The sequence below is a fragment of the Thermogemmatispora tikiterensis genome, assembly GCF_003268475.1.
Taxonomy (GTDB): Bacteria; Chloroflexota; Ktedonobacteria; order Ktedonobacterales; family Ktedonobacteraceae; genus Thermogemmatispora; species Thermogemmatispora tikiterensis.
Genome location: NZ_MCIF01000002.1, coordinates 4600885 through 4621597, shown reverse-complemented (window position 1 = coordinate 4621597; position 20713 = coordinate 4600885). Strand labels below are relative to the sequence as shown.

Sequence of the window (20713 nt, the reverse complement as noted above, 5' to 3'; positions counted from 1 at the left end):
TGATCTGGCTGGCCCCGACCCTGGTCTCCTAGCCGATAAGCACGGTACCAACGGCCACCACGGTCCCCACTGGCAGGTCAGCCGGGTCGTTGCAGGTCATGGCGCTGTCGCCGTTGCGCGCTGCCGGTTTGCCATTGATCAGGACAGAGGCGCTGCCGGTGATAATCAGGCCCCGGTTGCTCGGAGGGCGCTGAAAGGGGCCGCCCTGGGGAATGTGAGGCGGCAGATTGTCGGCGGTACTCCCCTGGGTGGCTGCTGGCAGGCCCATGATCATGACGTTCGGGCTGAGATTGCCATTGATGGTACCCGTAAAGGGATGCGGCAAGGGCGTTGGCACCGCTCCCCCGGGCGAGGGGATCAGGACGATGTGCGTGTCAACGGCGGTGATCTGGTCGCCCTGTTTCGCTGCCGGCTGCCCCATGCTGGTCGCTCCTCCTCTTTATTTGCTCTCTTCTCTGTTCCTGGCTTGCGCTGTCTTCAGGAAAACGCGCCACTGCTTCACAATTTCGGCATGCTTTTGCTGGGGACAGGCTGCACTACAAACGCGCGCCTTCCCGCTCGCTGCTCTTCGCTCAGTTCAGATTAATCGTTGTGCCTTTGATGGTGACGACGCCGGCGCCTCCATCGATGGTGACGCCCTGCCCTTTGACCTGGACCTGCCCCTGAGCCTCCAGAGATAGGGACCCCCGAGCCTTCAGGCTGATGTTGCCCTGGACGCTGATCTGCAGGCCATTGGAGGCGGTGTCGATCTTGATGCTGTTCCCCGCGCTGTCGGCGATGGTGATACCGCCGCCGCCCTCGCTGTCGTCGAGGGTGATGAGGTGCCCGCTGCGTGAGCGCAGGAGGCGCTTTGTGACCCGGCCCCCACTGCTGGCCTGCGGCTCCGGCGGCTTGTCCTGGCCATTCCACAGGCCGCCCAGGATGTAGGGGTGTTGGATATCGCCCTCCAGGAAGCCAACCAGGACTTCATCGTTGATCTCGGGCAGGAACTGGATGCCACGCTGCGCACCGCCGCCCGGCACAACGACGCGCGCCCAGCCGCTGGCATGCTCTTCGGAGAGGGCTGGATATTTGACTTTCACTCGCCCCCAGCCGGCAGGATCATCGTTGTCGGTGACGATGCCGATGACCAGGCCCAGGCCCGAGGAGAGGAGGCCAGCGGGCGTGGCTGCCGGCAAAGCCTGGCGCTGATCTCCGCTGAGCAGATTGAGCAGCGTTGCGGGCTGATAGCCACTGACGCTGAAACGGGTGGTGTAGCCGCGGCGGGCGCTGTAGCTATGGAGGGTGCTGGTGACGAAGTAGGTGCCGCTGAAGCGGGTGCCCACGGCTTTGATCTTTACGCTCACCCCCGCGACCAGGGCGGGCAGGCCGCTGCAGGCCCCCTCGGCTTCGATAAAGCGCCCGGCGGCGCGGTCGGCCACCGCCTGCGCCAGACGCTCCGCCTCAGCCTGGGTGCGCACCGACCCCGCGGCGACGAGCGCTTCCGCTGTCAGCTGGAAGGCCTGCTGAAGAAGATCGCCTCCGCTCTGCTCTTGTCCAACCTGCGGCGCCCCCTTGCCGTTCTGCGTCTGGCTGACGACTGCGCGCCGCTGCCCCGGGTCCCAGCCACGCACGGTGACCTTGCTGAGCTGGCCCAGAGTGGTCAGGCGCGGCGCAAATTCGTGCAGGTTGACACCCCATTCAAGTTCAAGCTGGCTTCCGCCACTCTTGAGCGGCTCCATATGCAACGTCTTCCCCTGGACGAAGAGCAGGCAGCCCAGGGCCGCCGCTCTGCGTTGCAGGAACTCCAGGTTGCTCTCGTTGTTTTGAAAGATGTGCTCATGGATCTGCCCGCTGATCCCTATCTGGACCTCCAGCCCGGCCTCGGCGGCCAGCTTCTTGATCAGGTCTTCGTCGCTGACGTTGACAAAGGAGCGCACCCGGCTGCCCCGCCCGAGACGGTGCAGACGATCGAAGGCGCGAATGACCAGTTGCTGGTTGCTGGCGTCAAAGGATGGCTCGATTTCGACAATCTCACCATCGAAGAGCAGCTTCGTTTGCCGCCCGCTGTGCGCTTCGATCTGCACGCTCTTGCCCGGCAGGAGGCTATTGTCATCGATCCAGTGCAGCCGCGTGTCGTGCAGGACGATGGTGGCGACGTCTGGCAGGTGGAGGCTGTTTTCAATGGTGACCTCCAGCAGGTCGCTCATGAAGTCCGGCGAGACGTCGGCGCCTCCAATCTTGATGGAGAGCAGGCTGAGCAGGTTTTCATTCTGTGGCATTGGGGATCTCCAGCAGCAGGCCCGGCGTGAGCTGCCGCACACGGGTCAGGCGGTTGGCTTCGGCGACCAGGCGCCAGAGGTTGGGGTCGCCGTACTCTTTGTAGGCAATCCAGGCCAGGGTGTCGCCTTCGCAAACGCGCCAGACGCGCTCTCCCCCGACACCGCCCGACGTGGGGTTGGTCGCCGGGTAGTCGTCTTTGTCCTGCACTTGCTGAAAGGTGACGTCCAGGGTGGAGCGCACCGGCGTGCCATCAGGCAGGAAGAGGGTGAAGCGCTCGCGGATGTTGGTGATGACGGCTTTGAAGCTCCAGACGGCCCCCCACTGGAAGCTGACAACCGGAGGCCGCCCTTTCTTGTGTTTGGCGCCTCCTCCTCGGCCTCCCAGCGGCCCAAGCGCCGGATCAACTTTCATCATGTTCCAGATTTTTTCGGTGTACGCTTTGCGTACGTCTTTGGAACCACTCCCCTGACCGTTGCTTTTGATGTTGGTGTAGGTGTCAAAGAAGAGCTGCATCTGCAGCGTGGTGGGCTGGCCGCTACCAAATTCCAGGCGGGCGATGTTAGTACCCTTGCTCTCTTTGGCGGTCCAGGAGTTCTGTTTGCTAAAGGTGTATTCCTTGGGATTAAACATGCATTCGACGCTGCTGCCGTGGTCGTGATCGACAATGGTGGCCAGCGCCAGCGGACTGCTTTGCATAGGCTGCTCTCCTTCCCTCTCTGGCTGCTTGCGTTTATGAGAGCAGACGACGCTGCTCGGCGCTCAGACGACGCTTGAGGAGGGTATAGACCTGACGCGCCAGGGCATCCAGATCCGCCTCCGGGGCACGGACCTCAGAGGTGGCCGGCGGCGCCTGGCCTTCGTCACTCACTGGCGTGGCCAGGTTGCGCTCAACCCCGGCGCGCCTGCTGCCACTCTGCTCCCCCGGGAGAGTGCTCCCGTTGGCTGAGACAGGGAGCGGCTGGCCGGGCGTGATCGCCGGGGGCGACGGCGCGAGCGGTGCCGAAGAAAGGCTTGCACCAGACGCGATCTCGCTCGCGGGTAGGCCGCTGGAAGAAGCCGGCGCGGTCAGCCAGGCGGGCAGCGGCTCCCAGGGTGCTGGTAGCTTGCCCCAGATGCCTCGCTCGCTCTGGTGGCCAGGCCCGGCCTCGGGCGCCTGGCCCACGCTGGCAGTGGGCGGCTCGTTCGCGGCCACGGGCGCAGCCGCTTCCGGCGCTGGCAGGACTGCCTGTTCTGGTTGAGTCACCGGAGCGGTCGCCGCGAAGGCTACCCGCGCTTGTTGGCGGACCTGGCGTTCGACGCTGATGGCGAGCTGCTCCTCATCGCCCTGCGCCGCTAGTTCGGTCTCTTCCCCCACATTGGACAGAGAGACCGGGCGCACAATCGGCGGCAGAAAGCGCGGCTGGCGGTGACGCATGGCGTGTGTCAGCTCATGGGCCAGCAGGCCCAGGCCCTCTGGCGAGGCTTGTTCCTGCTGAGGAGCCAGCTCGATGGTCGCGGCATCGCTGAGCGCCGCCGCGGCGCGGGCCTCCGTGGCGCGAGCGGCCTGAGCATCCTGGTAGAGCGTCATCCCAGTCAGGTCGACGCCCAGCAGCGGCTTGAGGAAGCGGCGGGCGGTAAGGCTGGGCGGCTCTGGGCTGCGCGCAGCAGCAGCAGCAGCGGCAGACGCGCTATCTCCTGCGTCCGCTGCCTGGTCCCGCTCTGCCACGAGCAGCGGTGACACCGGCCTCAGAGCGGGCGTACTGCCGCTCTCCCTCCCTCTACGCACCCTGTCCGCTGCCGTTTGAGGCGCTGGCTCCTGCTCACTGGCTCCGCCTGGTATGCTCTCCGGGAAACCTGGAGAGCCTGAGACTGGCGCTGGCCTGGCTATCGACGGCCCCTGCTCGCGCCGGGCCTGCTCCACCAGGCGCCTGAACCAGCTCTGTGGCGAGCGTTCAGCCTCGTCTTGATGCGGCCTGAATAGCCGCGCCGCCTCATTGGGCACTTCCGGCGCTGCAGCCACCTCGGAGACAGAGGCTGACTCAGGGGACGCTGGCAGCCTCTGGCTGATCCCGGCGAGGTCACTTTCGGGTGCATCCAGGGCAATAGTATCATACGGTGTACTTGCGACACCCAGCTCGATCACGCGCGCGTGGCCTGGCCGAGACACCGTCGGCGGCGGCGGCGAGGCGACAGGCCCGGCTTGCGATCGCTCGCCCTCCGGGCTGGTCATCGCCTTCTGCTGTTCTTGGTCGGCGGCCTCAGTCTCCCAGCGCAGGTCTTCGTCTCGGCCCCGCTCGGCTTCTACCGGTGTTGACGGTTCCTCAGCGGGGGCTGGCGGCTCTGGACGGGTTACCCATAGCGCCAGTTCTTCAGCGATGGGTTGCGGGACAGCGGGCAGCTGCGGACGCCGCAGCGGCTGCGCTGTCGGCAGCGGGTACGAGTACGGATGGCTGTCGCCGCTGGCCGGGCGCGCCAGGCCGAGGGCGGCAGCCAGGGTATGACGCCGCGCCAGGGAGCGCAGGAGTGGCGAGGCCGGCACGAAACTGAGCAGCCGCTGTCGGCGGTGGTGATAGGTCAGCAGCAGATGTCGACGCACAATAGTCCCTCCTCCCTCTCTCCCAGTTGCCTGCTCAGCCGAGGGTCACGCCCTCGTGAGCCAGCTCCAGGGTTTCGATAGCCGCCGTATTGTCCGGCGCGCGCAACTGGGGGCCGACCCACTTCACCGGGTAGGCATTGAGAAAGTTCCAGCGCATCAGCTCTTTGCCCGCTACGTCGTACATGACAACCGAGATATGGCGACGCTTGAGGCGCCCACTGGCCACATCGGCTAGCCAGCGATAAAACTCGTTGGAGGTTGTCAGACCGCGCTTGAGCGTCAGATTGCTCACCTTGGTGAAGCCAGGCAGGCGATAGACAAAGCCATTGTTGCCGCCTTCCTGGTACTCCAGGACATCCATTTCGACTTGCAGGCCGCTGACCTCGGTAAAGACCCCCTGGGCCTGGCCCTCAAAGAGGACATAGAAACGGCAGCCCGGATAGGCTTCGGTGGCCATCGGCTCTTCACCTCCCGCGTCTTAGAGGACGCCCCGTCCCTCGTTGCCCACGGGCCACGGAGAGGCGTACCTCCTGACACAGCAATTGATAGACCTTCTCCGCCAGTTGCTCAACGTCAATGGCAGCGCCAGCGCTCCCGCCCCCAGGCCGGTCAGCAGCGCTGGCGCTGGCAGCCTGCTGATCAGAGGCCGGCTGATGCATCATTAATGTCACCACCTTCTGTCAGGTCGAGTGAGAAGCGCAGGCCGCAGCGGGGACACTGCGTCTCGAACAGGGTTGTGCCGACCTCGTTGATCTGCACATAGAGCCGCTGCAGATAGGCGAGATCGGCAGAAAAGAGTCCTTCGATCACACGCACATCGACGGGATGCAGGTCCCCCAGGCGCGTCACAACGCGGCTGAGCACCAGGATCGTCAGGTACGCTTCGTTGGCACGCACTCGCGCATCTTGCAGCGGCTCGATCTCGTCGAGGGCGGTCGCCAGGCGCATGGTTCCCTGCCGGTGGAGATTGCCGCGCGCGTCGACGTAGCCGCAGGGTAAGGTAAAGGGAAACTCGGTCTGCAACATCGTCGTCTCAGCTCCCCAAGCCTCCTACGGGGCCTTAGCTCACACGCTCGTAGCCCTCGTGGGTAATCTCCAGCTCTTCGATGGCTACCTCATTATTGTTGGCGTTGGCGCTGGGGCCGGTCAGTTTGCTCGGCCAGGCATTGATGAAGTTCCAGCGCGCCACCGGCTCGCCCTGCTGATTGTACATGGTAATGGTTCCGTTCTTGCGCGCCTCATCGATCTTGCCTTGCTCGACAAGCTTACGCCACTGCCACATGTCCATCGAGTCGGTGATGCCGCGCTTGAGGGTGATGTTGTTCCACTTGAGACGGCCCGGTACTTTTTTGATGACAAACTCGCCACGTGGCCCGCTGGCTTTGTACTCGACGACCTCGTTTTCGCTGCCCAGGCCGGTGCACTCGCGAAAGGCGCCCACAACCTGGCCCTGAAACTCGACGCCAAACCATGATGAGACCAATGGATCTTTCTCTGCCATGCGTTCCTCCTTCTGCCCTCATGCATGTCACATGAGATGCGAATTCGATCACTTGACGAACGGATAGCTTGATCAGGCACCGCCGCCAGCCCATTGGCGCAGGCGGAAGACGACGAACTCGGCAGGCTTGACGGGTGCCAGGCCGATATCGATGAAGAGCATCCCGCGATCGCGTACATCAGGCGGGTTGATCTCCTCGTCGCATTTGACAAAGAAAGCCTCTTCGGGCGAGCGACCGAAGAGCATGCCGTCGCGCCAGACCCCCGTGAGGAAGGCCGTGATGTCGCGCTTGACGCGTGCCCAGAGGTCGACATCGTTGGGTTCGAAGACCACCCATTGGGTGCCACGCTCGATCGATTTTTCGATATAGTTGAAGAGGCGGCGCACGTTGACGTAGCGCCAGGCCGAGTCACTGCTGAGGGTGCGTGCTCCCCAGACGCGCAGGCCGCGCCCGGTAAAGGAGCGGATGCAGTTGATGCCGCTTGGATTGAGAGTATCCTGCTCGCCTTTGGTGACCTGGATGACGCCCTCCAGAGCGCCGCGGACGACCTCGTTAGCGGGGGCCTTGTGGACGCCGCGCTCGTTATCGCTGCGGGCATAGATGCCAGCGATGTGGCCGGAGGGCGGCACGGCCAGAGGGCGGCCATCGGGGCCGGAGACCTTGATCCAGGGATAGTAGAGGGCGGCAAATTTGGAGTCGTAGGCGGTCTCGGCCTCGCGCCAGATCTTGACCTGCTGCGGCGCGAGGTCCGGCAGGGGGTCCAGAATGGCGAGGCGGTCGCCCATGCCCTCGCAGTGGGCAATCATGGCGAGCTGAACAGCTTTAACGCCCTCGCGGCTGATCAAGCCAGCCTGGTAAGCGGCCATCAGGTCGGGGCAGCAGACCATTGTGACGTCCTCAGCGACCTCCAGCCCTTCGAAGCCGCTGCGCTCGGCGGCGCTGCCGGCGAAGTGGTCGGGCTGGACCTGAGGCAGGGCCAGCTGTGCCGGCGCTCTGAGGACGTAAGTACCCGGCTCGGGCGCGCGTTCGACGGCGCTGCCGCTGGTCTTCGGCTCGACCAGACGGATGAGCTGGCTGAGCTGGTTGACTGTCTCAACGGCGGATTTGACCCCGGCTCCACTGCTGCCAACGCTCAGGTTTTCAAAGTATTCTTCTTCGTCGCCCATGCTCACTTTGAGGGTGAAGAGACCGCGGTTGCCTGCTGTCGCGGGAGGTGTGGCCTCGGCCTCCTTTTGCTCGCCTTCGCTTGAGGCGGGCGCCGGCGGGGGCGGCAGGGTCTTGCTGGGCGGCAAGACTTCGATCTGAATGTCCTGCTCAGGCACGTTTTTGGGATGGATGATCAGTGAGGGTACGGCTTTGGAGGCCCGACTTGGCAGGAGCAGCGGCGCGGGCTTGTCTTTCTTCGTCCCGCTGCTGACGAGGCGGGTGACGTAGCAGCGCCCGCCTCCGTTGAGGAAGTAGCCATAGACGGCGTGGGAGAGGTAGGAGCCGGGCAGGTGGGGGTTACGGACGCCGCCCTCTTCCAGGCTGCCGAAGGTGGTGACATACTGCGACCAGTTAGTGATGAGCACCGGTCGATTGGCCGGCCCGGCTGGGGCAAAGCCCACAAAGGCGGCGGTGGCAGTCCCGACGCCTTCAATGGGCCGCGGTCCGCTGTCGACTTCTTGAATGTAGACGCCAGGTGAGAGATATTCGGGCATGGTCCCTGGTCCTCCTTCTTAACTTCTTCATGTCAGGATAGTCGTCAGACTGGCTCATGCTCAGCATGGCCGTGCAGGTCAGGTCTCTGGCGCAGGTAGGGTCTCCAGGATGATTTCATAGGAGAGGGAACCGTGTGCGCCCGGCTGGTCGGCAGCCGGGTCGTCACCGTAGTTGAGGATCAGGCGCCGGGTCGGTCCCGCAGGTGGCGTGAGGCGCAGAACGGCTCGTCGCGGCGGCAGCTGGTTCAGGACGAAGCGACCGCTTTCGTCAGTGATGCTCTCTTGGCCCCGTCCCTCCAGAGCAACGCGCACGCCAGCGAGAGCTTCGCCTTGCTGGTTGCGTACCACGCCTCCGAGAAGCAGGCTGCTTTCGCTGATGAGCGCCTCTCTCGGCGCCAGGCGGCGATAGCGGACGGTGCGCTGCAGGACCAGCGGAGCCTCACCAACGGGCGCCAGCTCCACGGGTACAGTGATGGTGTAGGCCAGGGCGGGCCGCGGTGGACCGCCCAGACTACTCCAGAGCGAGAGCAGGGCAGGCTGCTCTTCTTCGCGGCCTACGTGCGCTACCAGGGGAATGCCCAGGGAGCGCACTTCTTCCGGGATCAGGGCCTCTGGCAACTGTGGATGGCGCACCAGGGTGGTGAGGACACGCCAGAGTAGTTGCTGCTCGTCTTCGATCTGGCTGCTGATGGCACTGACCATGTAGCGCAGGTCGAAGCGCCGTGGCAGGGGCCGGCGCTCGGCGCGTCCGTTAGCGGCGACGGTCTGATAGCTGCTCTGACGAAGCTCGACGTTCTCCTGAATGGCGTAGAGGAAGAGGCTGATCGTCGGCTGCCAGAGGCCCTCGATGCGCTCAAGCGTCGGCGCCTCAAAGATGATGTCGACTTCGCGCTCGTTGATCTGGCCGCGTTCATAGAGCAGACGGAGCAAGATGTGCTGCATGGTCAGTAACATGGCTCTTTACCCTCACTTCAAGGCGGCGCCAAGCAAGGAGCCGCCCACGAGGCCACCGAGGCCTCCGAAGAAGGCGCCCACTGGGCCGCCGACCAGAAAGCCACCGACTGCGCCCCCGATTCCTCCCAGCCAGGCCCCAAGCATTCCGTGTGGCGCCCCCTCGCCGCGGCGCACCCTGTCAATATAGGGCTGCAGCGTGGAGAGGTCCTTATAGTCCTGAGCAGTGGCCGTGCCGTCCCGGGTGCGCCGCAAGGCGCGGTTATAGTCTTCGATCGCCTCGGCCTGCTGCTCGGGATTCCACTCTTCCCAGGGCGTCCCGGCCTGAATCGCCGCGCGCCAGTCATAGGCAGCGTTGCGGCTCCCGCCTCCTACGGCGCCCCGGATCTGGGCGATCAGGCTCTCCGGGATGTAGGCCAGGCCGCCGTGTTGGTATTGCCAGACGTGCCCCATCTCATGGATAAGGATCAGTCTGCCTTCCGGGGTCAAATTGAGCGTATCGCCGTCGTAGTAGACATCCTCAAGATTGATGGTGTTGCCGACCGTACGGGAGGCGCCCGAGGAGAGGATGCTATGCTTCGTGATCGTGATCGCCGAGTAGTCGAGGCTATCGGCGTAGATTTCGCGAGCGTAGGCGATCTCATCGGGCGTGAGTGAGCGGCGCTGCTGCGAGAGCCGGTCACCTGCGGCAGCCCCACCTAGCAGGCCGGCAACGCCGCCGATCACTGCCCCAGCCGGGCCGCCCACGAAGAAGCCGCCGACCGCCCCCACGACAGCCCCCCCGATTCCTCCGAGCACACTCCCCAGCCAGGAGCGCCGAATGACCTGCGCTGGGGCCGCGGAGAGGCCGCCGGCTACCTCTGTCGCCGTGGGAGCCGCCATGACCCGGGCTGCCACCTGCTCGGCTTCGCGCTCATAGTGATCGTCAACGGGTCCGACAACCAGGGGAGTTCCAGGCGCGATCTCGCCTGGCTGCTGCACCACGTGGCTCAATTCGTGAGCCAGCAAGCGCCGCCCTTCGTCCGTCTGCGGCGTGTAGGCCCCCGGGCCGAAAAAGATGTTCTGGCCAACGGTGTAGGCCCGCGCGTTGAGGGCCTGCGCCGTCTGGGCTGCCCCAGCATCGGCGTAGATACGTACTTGACTGAAGTCGTGGCCGAAACGCGGCTCCATGTAGGCCCGTACCGCCTCTGGCAGTGGCTCCCCCGCCACAGCACTCGCCGTCGGATTCGTAGCGGTGAGCTGCTCTGGCATAGGTGCCAGGCGACTGGTCTCGCTCTCTAGCGCGGCGTTCGCCGGCAGAGCCTGCCGCTTTCGCTCTCTGTTCACAGTCATCATGTTCCTCCCTCTAACAGAGGAGACAGGCGAGGCAGTGACGTCTTCCTCCAACGCTACTTGCTCTGCCTCAGGGGACTAGCGCAGCGTCAGCACGACCTGGCCATTCAGCAAGACCTCCACCTTGCGCCAGGCCTGGTCTTCGCGCTGATCGGGCGAGCCGGCTTGCAGGGCGGCTGTCTTTCCATGACCAATCACGCTGATCTGGCGGTCGGGAAGAGCCAGCGCTGGACCGAGCACATCGCGAATGGCCTGCAGCGTGTTCTGTGCGCGCAGCTCGGAGAGGCGCTGATTGCGCGCCACCGTTCCGGTGGTGCTGGTATAGCCGTCGATGCTCAGGCGACTCTCGGGATTCATGAGGGCCGCCCGCTGCTCGGCACACATCTGGCGAATGGCCTGCCAGCCCTCGTCGGTCAGGCTGGGATCGTCGACCGCAAAGTGTACCGTCGCCTCGCTCTGATAGCCGGCCTGCGCCGTGAGCGCATGCTGCTCCCGAGCGGCGCGGATGGCCTCCTCGCGTCCGCCAAACATATAGCCTGCATACATCGAGACAGTTGCTCCCGCAGAGAGGCCATAGACGGCGGCCAAGCCGCTGGCATCGCCCGTCAGCACTGGAAAGGTGCCATCGCCATAGAAGTTGATAAAGGCCGCTGGCGTATAGCTGAGGCCGACCACTGCCGTGCCGCCAGCTGAGCCCCCCGTGACCAGATAGGGGCCGCGGAAGTTGCCGCTGGTCCAGGCAAAAGGCGTCTGTATCTCGCTCCAGGCTGTAGTTTGACCGACAGTGGTACCCGCAGAGAAGCCCCCAGCAGCCGTGCCCATCAGGGTGAAGTATTGGGCCGTCCAGGTATCGGGTGCCAGCTTCTCGACGATGAAGACACCGAGAAAGCCGCCCAGTCCAACCCCCAGGTCGACATCAGCACCTACCACACTGAAGCGCCAGCGATACTTATGCTGAGGAGCATTGGGGTCCGACGGCCCGTGAGGCGAGATTTCCAGCAACCGCTGAATATCTGTGGTGTAGCTCGGCTCGGCGGAGACGATGATCTGCAGCCAATCCCAGTAGGGGCGGGTGGTCTCTCCGCTCTGCAGAGTAGGATTGACCAGATATTCGCGCAGGCGGCGAATGACGAGCGGCATCTGCTGAGGGGCATAATAGCCCATGAGTGTTCTGATGTAGTCGTTCAGCACAGCGGCTCTGGCCGAACGCACCACACTCTCGCGCGTTGCGTCCAGATACTGGCGAATGAGTGACTGGATCTGGGTCCCCCCATCCGCGAGGCGCTGCTCTTCGGCGCGGTCCAGCGGCGCATTCTCGGTCGCCTGGACCAGGGCGCGTGTCTCCTGGGGGAAGGCCTGAATGGCCTGGTCGGAGAGATGCACCCCCGTTGCGGTGCGCTCAAACTGATGCGACCAGCCGCCGAGCACGAGATTGCCCTGCTCATCACGCTCAATGGTGTCGCCGCCCTCGTGCATCCACATACGTACAGAGGGGCCGCTCCGACTCACGGTCAGGGTGCCCGCATAGGCCGTCCCGCCAGAGGAGATGCGCCGATAAGCGAAAGTGACGTGATCGCCGCCGTCTTCCGTCAGATCGCCCGAGAGGCGCATGGCTGTCAGATGGGCGCCGCTGCTGCTCCTGTAGCTCCGCAACTGCCACCAGCCCTCAATATGGCGACCGGCCTGATTCAACTCCACGGTGATGCGGTTGGCCCCCCCTGGATCGAGTGCCTCATAGCTGCCGGTCACATCGAGGGCTGTCATCTCAGGCCGGGGAGCGTCAGGCTGGGTGGCATGCGCCTCGCGCTGGACGAGCGGCGCCCCTAGGCGGCTCACCGCTCGCGGCGCTCCCACCGGCCCACCCGCCACTATCACCTCCTGCGCCACCCGCCGCGCCTCCTGCTCGCTGCTCTCCCATCGCTCGCTCACTCCCTGCACGCCCCCGCTCGTCCCCTGCTGCTGCAGCGTATGCGTCAGCTCGTGCGCCAGCAAGTGCCGCCCTTCGTCCGTCTGCGGCGCGTAGGCTCCCGGGCCGAAAAAGATATCCTGGCCGACGGTGTAGGCCCGCGCGTTGAGGGCCTGCGCTGCCTCAGCTGCCTCCTCATCGGTATGAATGCGCACCTGACTAAAGTCGTGGCCGAAACGCGGCTCCATAAAGGCGCGCGTGGCCGCATCCAGGCTCTCCTCGGTGCTGGTGGCAGTCTGGATCTCCTGCTCAGGCAGCGCCTGCCTCGGTCGACAGTCCGCATAGCGGTCAGTAAGCTTTCTCATGGCCAGCCTCCGATCTCCGCCTCGGTCAGCGGCTTCTCCAGCTTGGCATACTCAACGGCGGCGGCGCGCAAGAGATGGCTCATGTGCAGCGACTCGCCAGCTTCCGCCGCCAGGAAGGCCCCGTAGAGGGCGATATTGCGGATGTTGCCACCGGCCACGTGCAAGCGGGCCAGCTTCTCCAGGTCGAGATTCTCGCGTGGCAGGTCCGGCGGAAAGATGCGCCGCCAGATCTCCAGGCGCATGGCTACATCTGGAAAGGGGAAGTGGACGATGAAGCGCAGGCGACGCAGAAAGGCCGGGTCGAGGGCATGCTTGAGGTTAGTGGTGAGGATGGCCAGGCCACGGTAGGTCTCCATGCGCTGCAATAGATAGCCAACTTCAATGTTGGCGTAGCGGTCGTGGCTATCTTTGACTTCGCTGCGCTTGCCAAAGAGGGCGTCGGCTTCGTCGAAGAGCAGGACGGCGCCACCCGCTTCGGCGGCATCGAAGATGCGGCGCAGGTTCTTTTCGGTTTCGCCAATGTATTTGCTGACGACGGCGGAGAGGTCGATGCGATAGAGGTCGAGCTGTAGCTCGTGGGCGATGATTTCGGCTGCCAGGGTCTTGCCAGTGCCGCTGCTGCCGGCAAAGAGGGCGCTGATGCCCAGGCCACGCGCTCCCTGACGCCCGAAGCCCCAGCGTTCGTAGACGGTTGCCCGCTGACGCACATGGGCGACGATCTCATGCAGTAGACGCTGCTGCTCGTCGGGCAAGACAAGCTGTTCCCAATCCGCGGTTGGGGTGAGACGCTGGGCCAGATCGTCCAGGGCCGGGCGAGCCTGCAGGCGGCAGACATGCCAGAGCCGCTGCGCTACCTCGTCGGCGGACAATTCCAGGGGCGCGGGTTCGGGCAGGAGCTGGGCGCAGACGCGCTCGATGGCAGCCTCTCCAAGGGGGAATTGCATGGCCAGCGAGTCGATATGACCGTTGAGGTCGACGGCCACTGACAGGGCGCTCAGGGCGCGTCGCCAGAGCTGCTCTTGCTCTGCCAGGGGTAGCGGCTCTAGCTCAATGCTGACCAGAGAGGTCGGCGCCAGGGCGAGTCGGAGGGTGGCGGCCTCGCGACAGCTCAGGATCAGCGGCGTCTGCAGGAGGCGGGCCAGATGCCCAATCGCTTGCCGGGTGGAACGATCTTCGGCTGTGAGCCGGTTGCAGTCGAGCAGCAGGGCGCTGCCGGTCAGCATGGCCTGGCGCTCCCAGAGACGCGCCCACTGCTCCAGTTCGCTCAGGGTCCCAGGGAGGTCCGTAGCCGTCAGAGCGGAGAGGCGCAGGCCCAGTTCCTGGCAGGCTCGCGCCGCCAGCCGTAGCCCATCCTGCTCTTGGGGGACGGCCAGGATGATGAGCGGCCAGCGCTGCTGCCCGGGTCCAGACCAGGGGGAGGAGGATGCACGTTGCTCGCTCCAGGCGGCGCGCAGACGGACGCAGGCCCGCTGCTGCGAGGGGAGCAGCTCACCTGCCACGGGGACCACAGGCGTCAGCAGACTCAGGCGCGGGTCATGGTAGGGGAGGCCGATCAGGTAATGGAGGATTGGCTCATCGATGCGCAAGGGAGTCATGGTGAGGATGGGGCCGCCGCCGAGGACAAGCAGTTGCCAACGGCGTAGGGGTGCCTCGGGCGTGATGGCGTCCCAGTGGGCGTCTGGGAGAGCGGCCAGCGCCAGGCTGAAGGTGGGCAGCGCCGCTTGACTGCGGTCGCTCGCGGGTTGCCCCATTGCCTGGGCGCAGAGACCGGCGAAGCTGCTGTCTAGCTCGACTCCGGCGCAGAGGAGCAGCAGGTCGCGCTCAAAAGACGAGAGGCCGAAGGCCGAACAGAGTCGCTGCAGCGGGGCTGGTCCTGGCAGGGCAGAGGCCGCGGCGGTCAGAGATTGCTCCAGGCGCGAGGGATCGCTCTCCTGCTGCTGCAAGGCTGGCTCTTCTTCTCCGCGGCAGCGTGCGCAGTGACGCACGAGGGCCTGACGCACGAGGGCCAGCGCGGCCAGGAGGTGACGGTGCTCGGCGGCTGCTCTTTGGCTGGCTGAAGCAAATGCTGATTCCTGGCTCATTCCTGTCATGATGGCTGCCCCGGGTTATGCTTGTCCCCGGCAGACATGCGCCGGCCTGGCCCGGCTTTGGCGGTCGGCGCTGCTTCCTTGAGCAGGGCCGTGACTTCATAGGTCATGGCCAGACGGGCGTGGGCTTGCCAGGCGCTCCAGAGCCTGGTCTGCTCTTCCATGCCGAGAAATTCGGGTCGAATGCGCAGCTCCTGCAGCGGTGCCGCGCTCACGAGGCGGGCCAGAACGTTGGCGCGCGCTCGCCCGGAGCCATCGGCACTCAGGGCCTGCAGCAGCGCCTGCAGTCGCTCGCCGGCGAGCAGAGCCGCTTGTTGCAGGCAATCGATGGCCAGTCCAAGGAGCAGCTCGCCCTGTCCGTCGCGTTCTCCGTAGGAGCTGAGCAGGTAGTGGAATTTGAGTGCAAGCGGCTGCCAGCCGGCTTCCCCAGGTTCGGAGTCTGCTGAGCCGGCTCTTGCCGGGGCCGGGGCCGGGCTTTGGCGCCAGCTTGAGTCGGGAGTCAGGCGATAGAGATAGAGGTTGAGCTGAGGCCGCTCCTCAGTTCCCAGGGCGATACGATCCGGCGGTAGGGCGGTGACAAGTACTTCTCCCAGACCCGCCGGCCCCGCCTGCTCGATCAGGGTGTTCTCCAGCAGCCTTTTGAGAATGAAGGTGACTGCCGCCATGCTCCAGGCACTGCGCATGCTGTTCTCCCCTGCACTCGGCTAGCTCGCTGCAGTTCGCTCTCTCCCGGCCTGCCGCCTTCGGGCGCTGCTCCTTTCCAGCACCGGGGCAAGCCTGGCTGTCTCCGGCTGAAATGGATCTCAACCGTGAGACTCGCTTAACGTTAGCATAAGGCGCTCTTTTTTCGCTCTATTTGTGCTCTACACCGACACTGACTCAGCCGCCAGGGTCAAATAGGGAAACTGCAGCCCCCCTCAGCTTCCTCGCTTGCTGGCCTGGCAATAGAGCCTTGCTCTCCTCTGACTCAGCTCTGTTACGTTGTCTGCTTCGCTTCGTTTCTACCTGTTGGTAATCCTCTCCTGCGATCAGGTCGTTAGATCCCGGAGGAACAGTATGCACCAATTGTCTTCCTCAGACGAATCTTCTGCGACCAACGTAGCTGTGCCTTCCCCCGCACGAGCACTGTCGCCCAGGGCGACGGAGCTGCAGCTCTGGCTGACCGCGCTGCGAGCAGCTTTGCCTGCTTACCTGCTGAGCCACACCCTCTTCGCTCTGCTGACCTATCTGGCTCCGCTCTTCATGTTGCCGAATTTCAGTCCGCTGGTTCTGCCCCTCAGCAGCCTGGTTCATAACTGGCATCACTGGGACGCTGCTCACTATACAACGATCGCTCAGACAGGCTATACGCAATGGTGGCAGACGGCCTTTTTCCCGCTCTTTCCTCTGCTAGAACATCTCGGCGCGCCAGCAGCGCTCGGCAGCCCTCATGTGGCCGGCCTGGTGATTGCTAATCTGGCCGGCCTGACCATGTTGACTGTCTTCTATCGCTTACTGGCCGAGGATTTCTCGGCGGCTCTGGCTCGCAGGGTGCTGCTCTACTTTGCGCTTTTTCCCAGCGCCTTTTTCCTGGCCGCCGCTTATCCTGAGTCGCTCTTTCTCTTGTGGTCTTTGCTGTGCTTCTATGGCCTGCGCCATCAGCGCTGGTGGCTGGCCGGCCTCTGTGGTCTGCTGGCCGCTCTGACACGCCCCGCCGGCCTCTTGCTGGTGGTGCTCTTCGTCTACGAGTATGGCAGCCGCTGCGGCTGGCAGTTGCTGCGGCTGCGCCTGAGTGCACTGGCCGCCGGCCTGATCCCGCTGGGAACAGGACTCTTCGCGCTTTACTGCCTGCTGCGCTTCGGTGATCCTCTGGCCTTCTCGCACGCGCAGGCACGCTGGAATCGCTATCTGGAGCTGCCCGGCTTGAGCGTCTTGAAAACTATTCTATCGTTTTTCAAGTTTCACTTTGTTTCTTTTGATGCCATTCACAATGCTTTCGATCTGGTCTGCGTCCTGTTTATCGTCCTACTGGTGATACTCTGCTGGGTCGGCCCCTGGCGCTTGCCGGCAGAGCGACGCGGCTATGCGCTCTATGCGTTGCTCTTTTGTCTCTTCGGCCTGCTCTGGCCGACGCGCAGTGGTGCGCCGCTCAATGCTTTTCCGCGCTATCTGCTGGAGGCGGCGCCGGCGTTCGTGGTGCTGGGGCTGCTGATGGAGGATACAAGCGGGCGCTGGTCTCGTCTGCGCTCGGTGTTGGGCTACTATCCGATCTACGCGACGGCCCTCCTGAGCTTCGCGCTGCTGCAGTTTCTGACGGGGCGATGGATGGTCTAGCGCGCTGTGGCACGTAGGGGACGGCGCAACGTTGAGTTATGGGTTACATCAGGAGTATAATACAGGCAGTACATTAAGGGAGGCTGCTCTATGGCTTTTGATCCCCGGCACCGCAGTCGAGTGCTGATCGATGGGCGCGAGCGGGCCGCGGCTCGTGCCATGCTGAAGGCTATCGGTTTCCGCGATGAGGATCTGCAGCGGCCCTTGATCGGCGTGGCAAATACGTGGATCGAGACGATGCCTTGTAATTTCCACCTGCGCCGCCTGGCTGAACACGTCAAGGCGGGCATCCGCGCCGCTGGCGGAACACCGATGGAGTTCAATACGATCGCAGTCAGCGATGGTATTTCTATGGGCACTGAGGGCATGAAGGCCTCGCTGATTAGCCGCGAGGTGATCGCCGATTCGATCGAGCTGGTCAGTCAGGGCCAGATGTTTGATGCGGTGATCGCGCTGGCCGCCTGCGATAAGACGCTGCCCGGGACGGCAATGGCGCTGATCCGCTTGAATGTGCCCGGCCTGGTGCTCTATGGCGGCTCGATCGCTCCCGGCAAGTTCCGCGGCCAGGATGTGACGATCCTGGATGTCTTCGAGGCTATCGGGGCGACCGCCGCCGGTCGGATGAGCGAGACGGATCTGCACGAGCTGGAGAACGTGGCCTGCCCCGGCCCTGGCGCCTGCGGCGGCCAGTATACGGCCAATACGATGGCGATGGCGCTGGAATTTCTGGGCCTCTCGCCGCTGGGGACGGCCAGTGTGGGGGCGACCGATCCGCGTAAGGAGCAGGTGGCCGAGCGCTGTGGTCGCCTGGTCGTGGAGATGCTCCATCGCGGTCTGACGCCTCGCGATATTTTGACGCGCAAGTCGTTCGAGAATGCGATCGCCGGCGTGGCCGCCTCGGGTGGCTCGACCAATGCCGTGCTGCATCTGCTGGCGCTGGCGCGCGAGGCCGGTATTGCGCTGACGATCGATGATTTCGATGAGATCAGTCGCCGTACGCCGCTGATCGCCAGTCTGAAGCCGGGCGGGCGCTATGTGGCGCTGGATCTGGATCGCGCCGGCGGGACGCCGCTGCTGGCCAGGCGTCTGATCGAGGCCGGCCTGATGCACGGCGATCAATTGACGCCGACAGGCCGGACGATCGGTGAGGAGGCGGCTCAGGCTCAGGAGACCCCCGGTCAGGAGGTGGTGCGTACGGTGGAGAATCCGATTAAGCCGAATGGGGGCCTGGTCATTCTGAAGGGAAACCTGGCGCCGGAGGGCTGCGTGGTGAAGATCGCCGGCCATGAGCGCCTCTATCATCGCGGTCCGGCTCGCGTCTTCAATCGCGAGGAGGATGCGATGCAGGCGGTGATCGGGCGCCAGATTCAGCCGGGCGATGTGGTGGTGATCCGCTATGAGGGGCCGCGCGGCGGTCCGGGGATGCGCGAGATGCTCGGGGTGACGAGCGCCATCGTGGGCGAGGGCCTGGGGGAGACGGTGGCCCTGCTGACCGATGGGCGCTTTAGTGGGGCGACGCGCGGGTTGATGGTCGGCCATATCGCTCCCGAGGCGGCGGTTGGTGGTCCGCTGGCCGCGCTGCGCGATGGCGATACGATTGTGATCGATATTGAGAAGCGCACGGTGAGTGTGGAGCTGCCGGAGGAGGAGCTAAAGGCTCGCCTGGCGAGCTGGCAGCCGCCGGCTCCACGCTATACGAGTGGGGTCTTTGCGAAGTACGCGGCACTGGTCTCGTCGGCTGCGGAAGGGGCCATTACGCGCCCGCCGCAGACGGCTCCTTCGGCCTGAGTGCGCAAGGTTCGCATCCCGGTGCGGCGAGTCGGGGGAGATCCTCCCACGGCTCGCTTCTTTTTTTATTGCTCTCGCATCAGAGGTCCAGGCCACTACGCTCAAGGGCCTCCTCTAGCTGGGGCAGGCCATCTTTGCTACAGAAGACCAGCCTCTTGTAATGCTTGCTCCAGCAGGTCCCCTACCTGGAGCGCGATGGCCTGCGCTCTTAGATAGGCCAGGTCTAGCTGAGACCCCTGGGTCCGCAAGATCCCAAGAATGTCATTCCACTGCCTGACGGAACTACGCCCCCCCAGGACATACCACTCGAGTTTCTGCAGGACGATGACCTCGGGCGGGGCGATAGGGAAAAGACGCTCTCCCCCGTGCTCCAGGGGCCGATAGCGAGCCAGGGCGAAGGCATCGCGGTCGAGGGCGCGGTGCTGGGGGAAAAAGATGTCAACTTTGGTGTATGTTTTGAGCGAGATAATGCTGAAACTTCTTCTATAGCGAAAAGCCTGCCGAAAAGCGTCTTCGTCGATATAGTAGAAAGGGGCAACTTGCCTGACAAGGGCTTTGATCTGCTGGGGGTCAAGTAGCTCAATGACTATGTCCAAGTCGGCTGTTTGGCGTGGTTCGCCATAAAGCGAGCTGGCGACAGAACCGCCTACTACGTAGCGAATACCGAGCGCATCCAGAGCCTCGGCCAGCGGTAATAAGGTCTCTTCGAGCGGAGGAGGAGGAGAAGAAGACACCCACTGACTCCTTCCTTGTTCAGAACTCCAAACCAGTCCGAGCAAGGGCCTCCTCTAGCTGGGGCAGGCACTGCAAGTCCCTGGCCAGCGTCCTGAGCAGCTCCAGGTTCAGCCCAGACGGCTGCTGCATTTTCAGGATGCCCAGGAAATCATACCAGCGCTCATCACTGGTCGCGCTCTGCTCACCCTGCCAGGCAAGCAGATAGAGAAGGAGAGGCTCGGGAGCGGGTACAGCGCAAGGTGGAGCATTTTCCAGCAGCGGCGCCTCGCGGCGGCTGTCAAGCAGGCGCTGCAGGAGGGGGGCATTTTTTCCGCGGTCGGCGGGCCAGAGCCAGACAGGCAGCAGGCTTTGCAGCTCGATCAGGCGCAGACCCGGCCCGTCCTCGCTCGTTTCGTCGAGCCAGAAACGCGCTGGCAACCGCTGCTGCAGGGCCTGGCGCGCTGGCAGGCGCTCAACGGCCAGGGAGATGTCGCCCAGGGACCGGTGGACCCCATAGAAGGGGATCGCCAGCGAGAGGGGGACCGCAGTGATCTGCAGCGCCTCCAGCGCGGAGAGGAGCGGCCAGAGGACCTCTGGCAGCGAGGGGAAGCGATTCGCTTCCACCTCCGATAGACGGCGGCGGCGTTCCTCAGCGAGGTGCACAATGGCGGCCCCGTAACGGAAGCGTGCACGGCTCAGGGCGGCCTCATGGGCATCGAGGTCGGGTCTCTCGCTCATTACGGCCAGGCGTCCGATGTTGATCGCAGAGCCTGTCAGGTCCCAGGCCATCGCGACCCGCCTGGCGGGTGGCAATGTACGCAGCATGCCCAGCCAGATTTTCTCAACCTTTAGCGATGTATCGGCGGAAAGCAGGGCTTCCACGTTTGCGCTCCCTCCCTCTTGTTCCTCTTTCGTCCTTCAATCCCTTTCAATCCCAAACGGGCTTTTCCTCTCTTTCTGAGGATGGCAGGACGCGCTCCGGCACGCGGATTGCATTGGTTTCAATCCCAAACGGGCTTTTCCTCTCTTTCTGAGTGAGCCATCGTTATCCCCTCGGCTATGGTTGGGGGGAGTTTCAATCCCAAACGGGCTTTTCCTCTCTTTCAGAGGCAGGCGCAGACTCTTGCGCCGCTCGTAGCGCGAGACGTTTCAATCCCAAACGGGCTTTTCCTCTCTTTCAGAGGCAAAGGGAAACCTTCTCTCGGCCCCTTAATCTGG

Annotated in this window: 18 protein-coding genes; 2 read left to right on the top strand and 16 right to left on the bottom strand. The window is 64.2% G+C overall.

Translation table 11 applies throughout. The annotated features are described in order from the left end of the window. Window positions 1-28: 28 nt before the first annotated feature. The 14 genes from A4R35_RS18560 to A4R35_RS18495 all read right to left on the bottom strand — a co-directional run bounded on the left by A4R35_RS18560 (window position 29) and on the right by A4R35_RS18495 (window position 15363). A complete protein-coding gene (locus A4R35_RS18560) occupies window positions 29-421 on the bottom strand; it encodes a PAAR domain-containing protein (protein ID WP_112431964.1) in 393 nt (130 codons plus the stop codon). Between the two features lie 151 nt (window positions 422-572). Next, entirely contained in the window at window positions 573-2261 is a 1689-nt protein-coding gene (locus A4R35_RS18555) for a VgrG-related protein (RefSeq protein WP_112431962.1), read from the bottom strand. Beyond that, a complete protein-coding gene (locus tag A4R35_RS18550; protein WP_112431960.1) occupies window positions 2248-2958 on the bottom strand; it encodes a CIS tube protein in 711 nt (236 codons plus the stop codon). The genes A4R35_RS18555 and A4R35_RS18550 overlap by 14 nt, the downstream gene beginning before the upstream one ends. A gap of 34 nt (window positions 2959-2992) precedes the next feature. Further along, window positions 2993-4837: an eCIS core domain-containing protein gene (locus A4R35_RS18545; protein ID WP_112431958.1), complete on the bottom strand. Its 1845-nt coding sequence runs from the start codon at window positions 4835-4837 to the stop codon at window positions 2993-2995. Window positions 4838-4871: 34 nt separating this feature from the next. Continuing rightward, window positions 4872-5294, bottom strand: coding sequence for a phage tail protein (locus A4R35_RS18540; RefSeq protein ID WP_112431956.1), 423 nt, complete (start codon window positions 5292-5294; stop codon window positions 4872-4874). A gap of 7 nt (window positions 5295-5301) precedes the next feature. Further along, window positions 5302-5499, bottom strand: a complete 198-nt coding sequence (locus A4R35_RS18535) for a hypothetical protein (protein ID WP_146747262.1) — start codon at window positions 5497-5499, stop codon at window positions 5302-5304. Beyond that, the gene (locus tag A4R35_RS18530; RefSeq protein ID WP_112431952.1) at window positions 5477-5863 is read right to left on the bottom strand and encodes a phage tail assembly protein; all 387 of its coding nucleotides are present in this window, start codon (window positions 5861-5863) and stop codon (window positions 5477-5479) included. The genes A4R35_RS18535 and A4R35_RS18530 overlap by 23 nt, the downstream gene beginning before the upstream one ends. Before the next feature lie 34 nt (window positions 5864-5897). Next, the gene (locus A4R35_RS18525; RefSeq protein ID WP_112431950.1) at window positions 5898-6338 is read right to left on the bottom strand and encodes a phage tail protein; all 441 of its coding nucleotides are present in this window, start codon (window positions 6336-6338) and stop codon (window positions 5898-5900) included. Between the two features lie 72 nt (window positions 6339-6410). Next, window positions 6411-8039, bottom strand: a complete 1629-nt coding sequence (locus A4R35_RS18520) for a phage tail sheath family protein (RefSeq protein WP_112431948.1) — start codon at window positions 8037-8039, stop codon at window positions 6411-6413. Window positions 8040-8117: 78 nt separating this feature from the next. Further along, window positions 8118-8993 (bottom strand): Pvc16 family protein, encoded by an 876-nt coding sequence (locus A4R35_RS18515; protein ID WP_112431946.1) that lies wholly within the window; start codon window positions 8991-8993, stop codon window positions 8118-8120. Window positions 8994-9005: 12 nt separating this feature from the next. Then, on the bottom strand, window positions 9006-10316 hold the full coding sequence (locus A4R35_RS24780; protein ID WP_223258396.1) for an eCIS core domain-containing protein: 1311 nt from the start codon (window positions 10314-10316) through the stop codon (window positions 9006-9008). Between the two features lie 84 nt (window positions 10317-10400). Beyond that, window positions 10401-12593: an eCIS core domain-containing protein gene (locus A4R35_RS18505; protein ID WP_112431944.1), complete on the bottom strand. Its 2193-nt coding sequence runs from the start codon at window positions 12591-12593 to the stop codon at window positions 10401-10403. Continuing rightward, on the bottom strand, window positions 12590-14683 hold the full coding sequence (locus tag A4R35_RS18500; RefSeq protein WP_223258395.1) for an AAA family ATPase: 2094 nt from the start codon (window positions 14681-14683) through the stop codon (window positions 12590-12592). The genes A4R35_RS18505 and A4R35_RS18500 overlap by 4 nt, the downstream gene beginning before the upstream one ends. Then, window positions 14680-15363 (bottom strand): DUF4255 domain-containing protein, encoded by a 684-nt coding sequence (locus A4R35_RS18495; protein ID WP_112431940.1) that lies wholly within the window; start codon window positions 15361-15363, stop codon window positions 14680-14682. The genes A4R35_RS18500 and A4R35_RS18495 overlap by 4 nt, the downstream gene beginning before the upstream one ends. Window positions 15364-15736: 373 nt before the next feature. On the opposite strand from A4R35_RS18495, the gene A4R35_RS18490 reads away from it, so the two are divergent. After that, entirely contained in the window at window positions 15737-16993 is a 1257-nt protein-coding gene (locus tag A4R35_RS18490; protein ID WP_112431938.1) for a mannosyltransferase family protein, read from the top strand. 90 nt (window positions 16994-17083) lie between these two features. After that, window positions 17084-18781: a dihydroxy-acid dehydratase gene (gene ilvD / locus A4R35_RS18485; protein ID WP_112431936.1), complete on the top strand. Its 1698-nt coding sequence runs from the start codon at window positions 17084-17086 to the stop codon at window positions 18779-18781. A 137-nt stretch (window positions 18782-18918) separates the two neighbouring features. Here the strand turns inward: ilvD and A4R35_RS18480 are convergent, their stop codons facing one another. Together A4R35_RS18480 and A4R35_RS18475 are read right to left on the bottom strand one after the other, a co-directional pair. Beyond that, a complete protein-coding gene (locus A4R35_RS18480) occupies window positions 18919-19515 on the bottom strand; it encodes a nucleotidyltransferase family protein (protein WP_112431934.1) in 597 nt (198 codons plus the stop codon). 19 nt (window positions 19516-19534) lie between these two features. Then, entirely contained in the window at window positions 19535-20377 is an 843-nt protein-coding gene (locus tag A4R35_RS18475; protein ID WP_112431932.1) for a hypothetical protein, read from the bottom strand. Window positions 20378-20713: the final 336 nt, after the last annotated feature.

Bases quoted from the DNA above. Each gene is read 5' to 3' on its own strand.
- A4R35_RS18530 (WP_112431952.1), bottom strand. From the start codon at position 5,863: ATGTTGCAGACCGAGTTTCCCTTTACCTTACCCTGCGGCTACGTCGAC.
- A4R35_RS18525 (WP_112431950.1), bottom strand. From the start codon at position 6,338: ATGGCAGAGAAAGATCCATTGGTCTCATCATGGTTTGGCGTCGAGTTT.
- A4R35_RS18495 (WP_112431940.1), bottom strand. From the start codon at position 15,363: ATGCGCAGTGCCTGGAGCATGGCGGCAGTCACCTTCATTCTCAAAAGG.
- A4R35_RS18500 (WP_223258395.1), bottom strand. From the start codon at position 14,683: ATGACAGGAATGAGCCAGGAATCAGCATTTGCTTCAGCCAGCCAAAGA.
- A4R35_RS18505 (WP_112431944.1), bottom strand. From the start codon at position 12,593: ATGAGAAAGCTTACTGACCGCTATGCGGACTGTCGACCGAGGCAGGCG.
- A4R35_RS18515 (WP_112431946.1), bottom strand. From the start codon at position 8,993: ATGTTACTGACCATGCAGCACATCTTGCTCCGTCTGCTCTATGAACGC.
- A4R35_RS18490 (WP_112431938.1), top strand. From the start codon at position 15,737: ATGCACCAATTGTCTTCCTCAGACGAATCTTCTGCGACCAACGTAGCT.
- A4R35_RS18560 (WP_112431964.1), bottom strand. From the start codon at position 421: ATGGGGCAGCCGGCAGCGAAACAGGGCGACCAGATCACCGCCGTTGAC.
- ilvD (WP_112431936.1), top strand. From the start codon at position 17,084: ATGGCTTTTGATCCCCGGCACCGCAGTCGAGTGCTGATCGATGGGCGC.
- A4R35_RS18550 (WP_112431960.1), bottom strand. From the start codon at position 2,958: ATGCAAAGCAGTCCGCTGGCGCTGGCCACCATTGTCGATCACGACCAC.
- A4R35_RS18540 (WP_112431956.1), bottom strand. From the start codon at position 5,294: ATGGCCACCGAAGCCTATCCGGGCTGCCGTTTCTATGTCCTCTTTGAG.
- A4R35_RS18555 (WP_112431962.1), bottom strand. From the start codon at position 2,261: ATGCCACAGAATGAAAACCTGCTCAGCCTGCTCTCCATCAAGATTGGA.
- A4R35_RS18520 (WP_112431948.1), bottom strand. From the start codon at position 8,039: ATGCCCGAATATCTCTCACCTGGCGTCTACATTCAAGAAGTCGACAGC.
- A4R35_RS18535 (WP_146747262.1), bottom strand. From the start codon at position 5,499: ATGATGCATCAGCCGGCCTCTGATCAGCAGGCTGCCAGCGCCAGCGCT.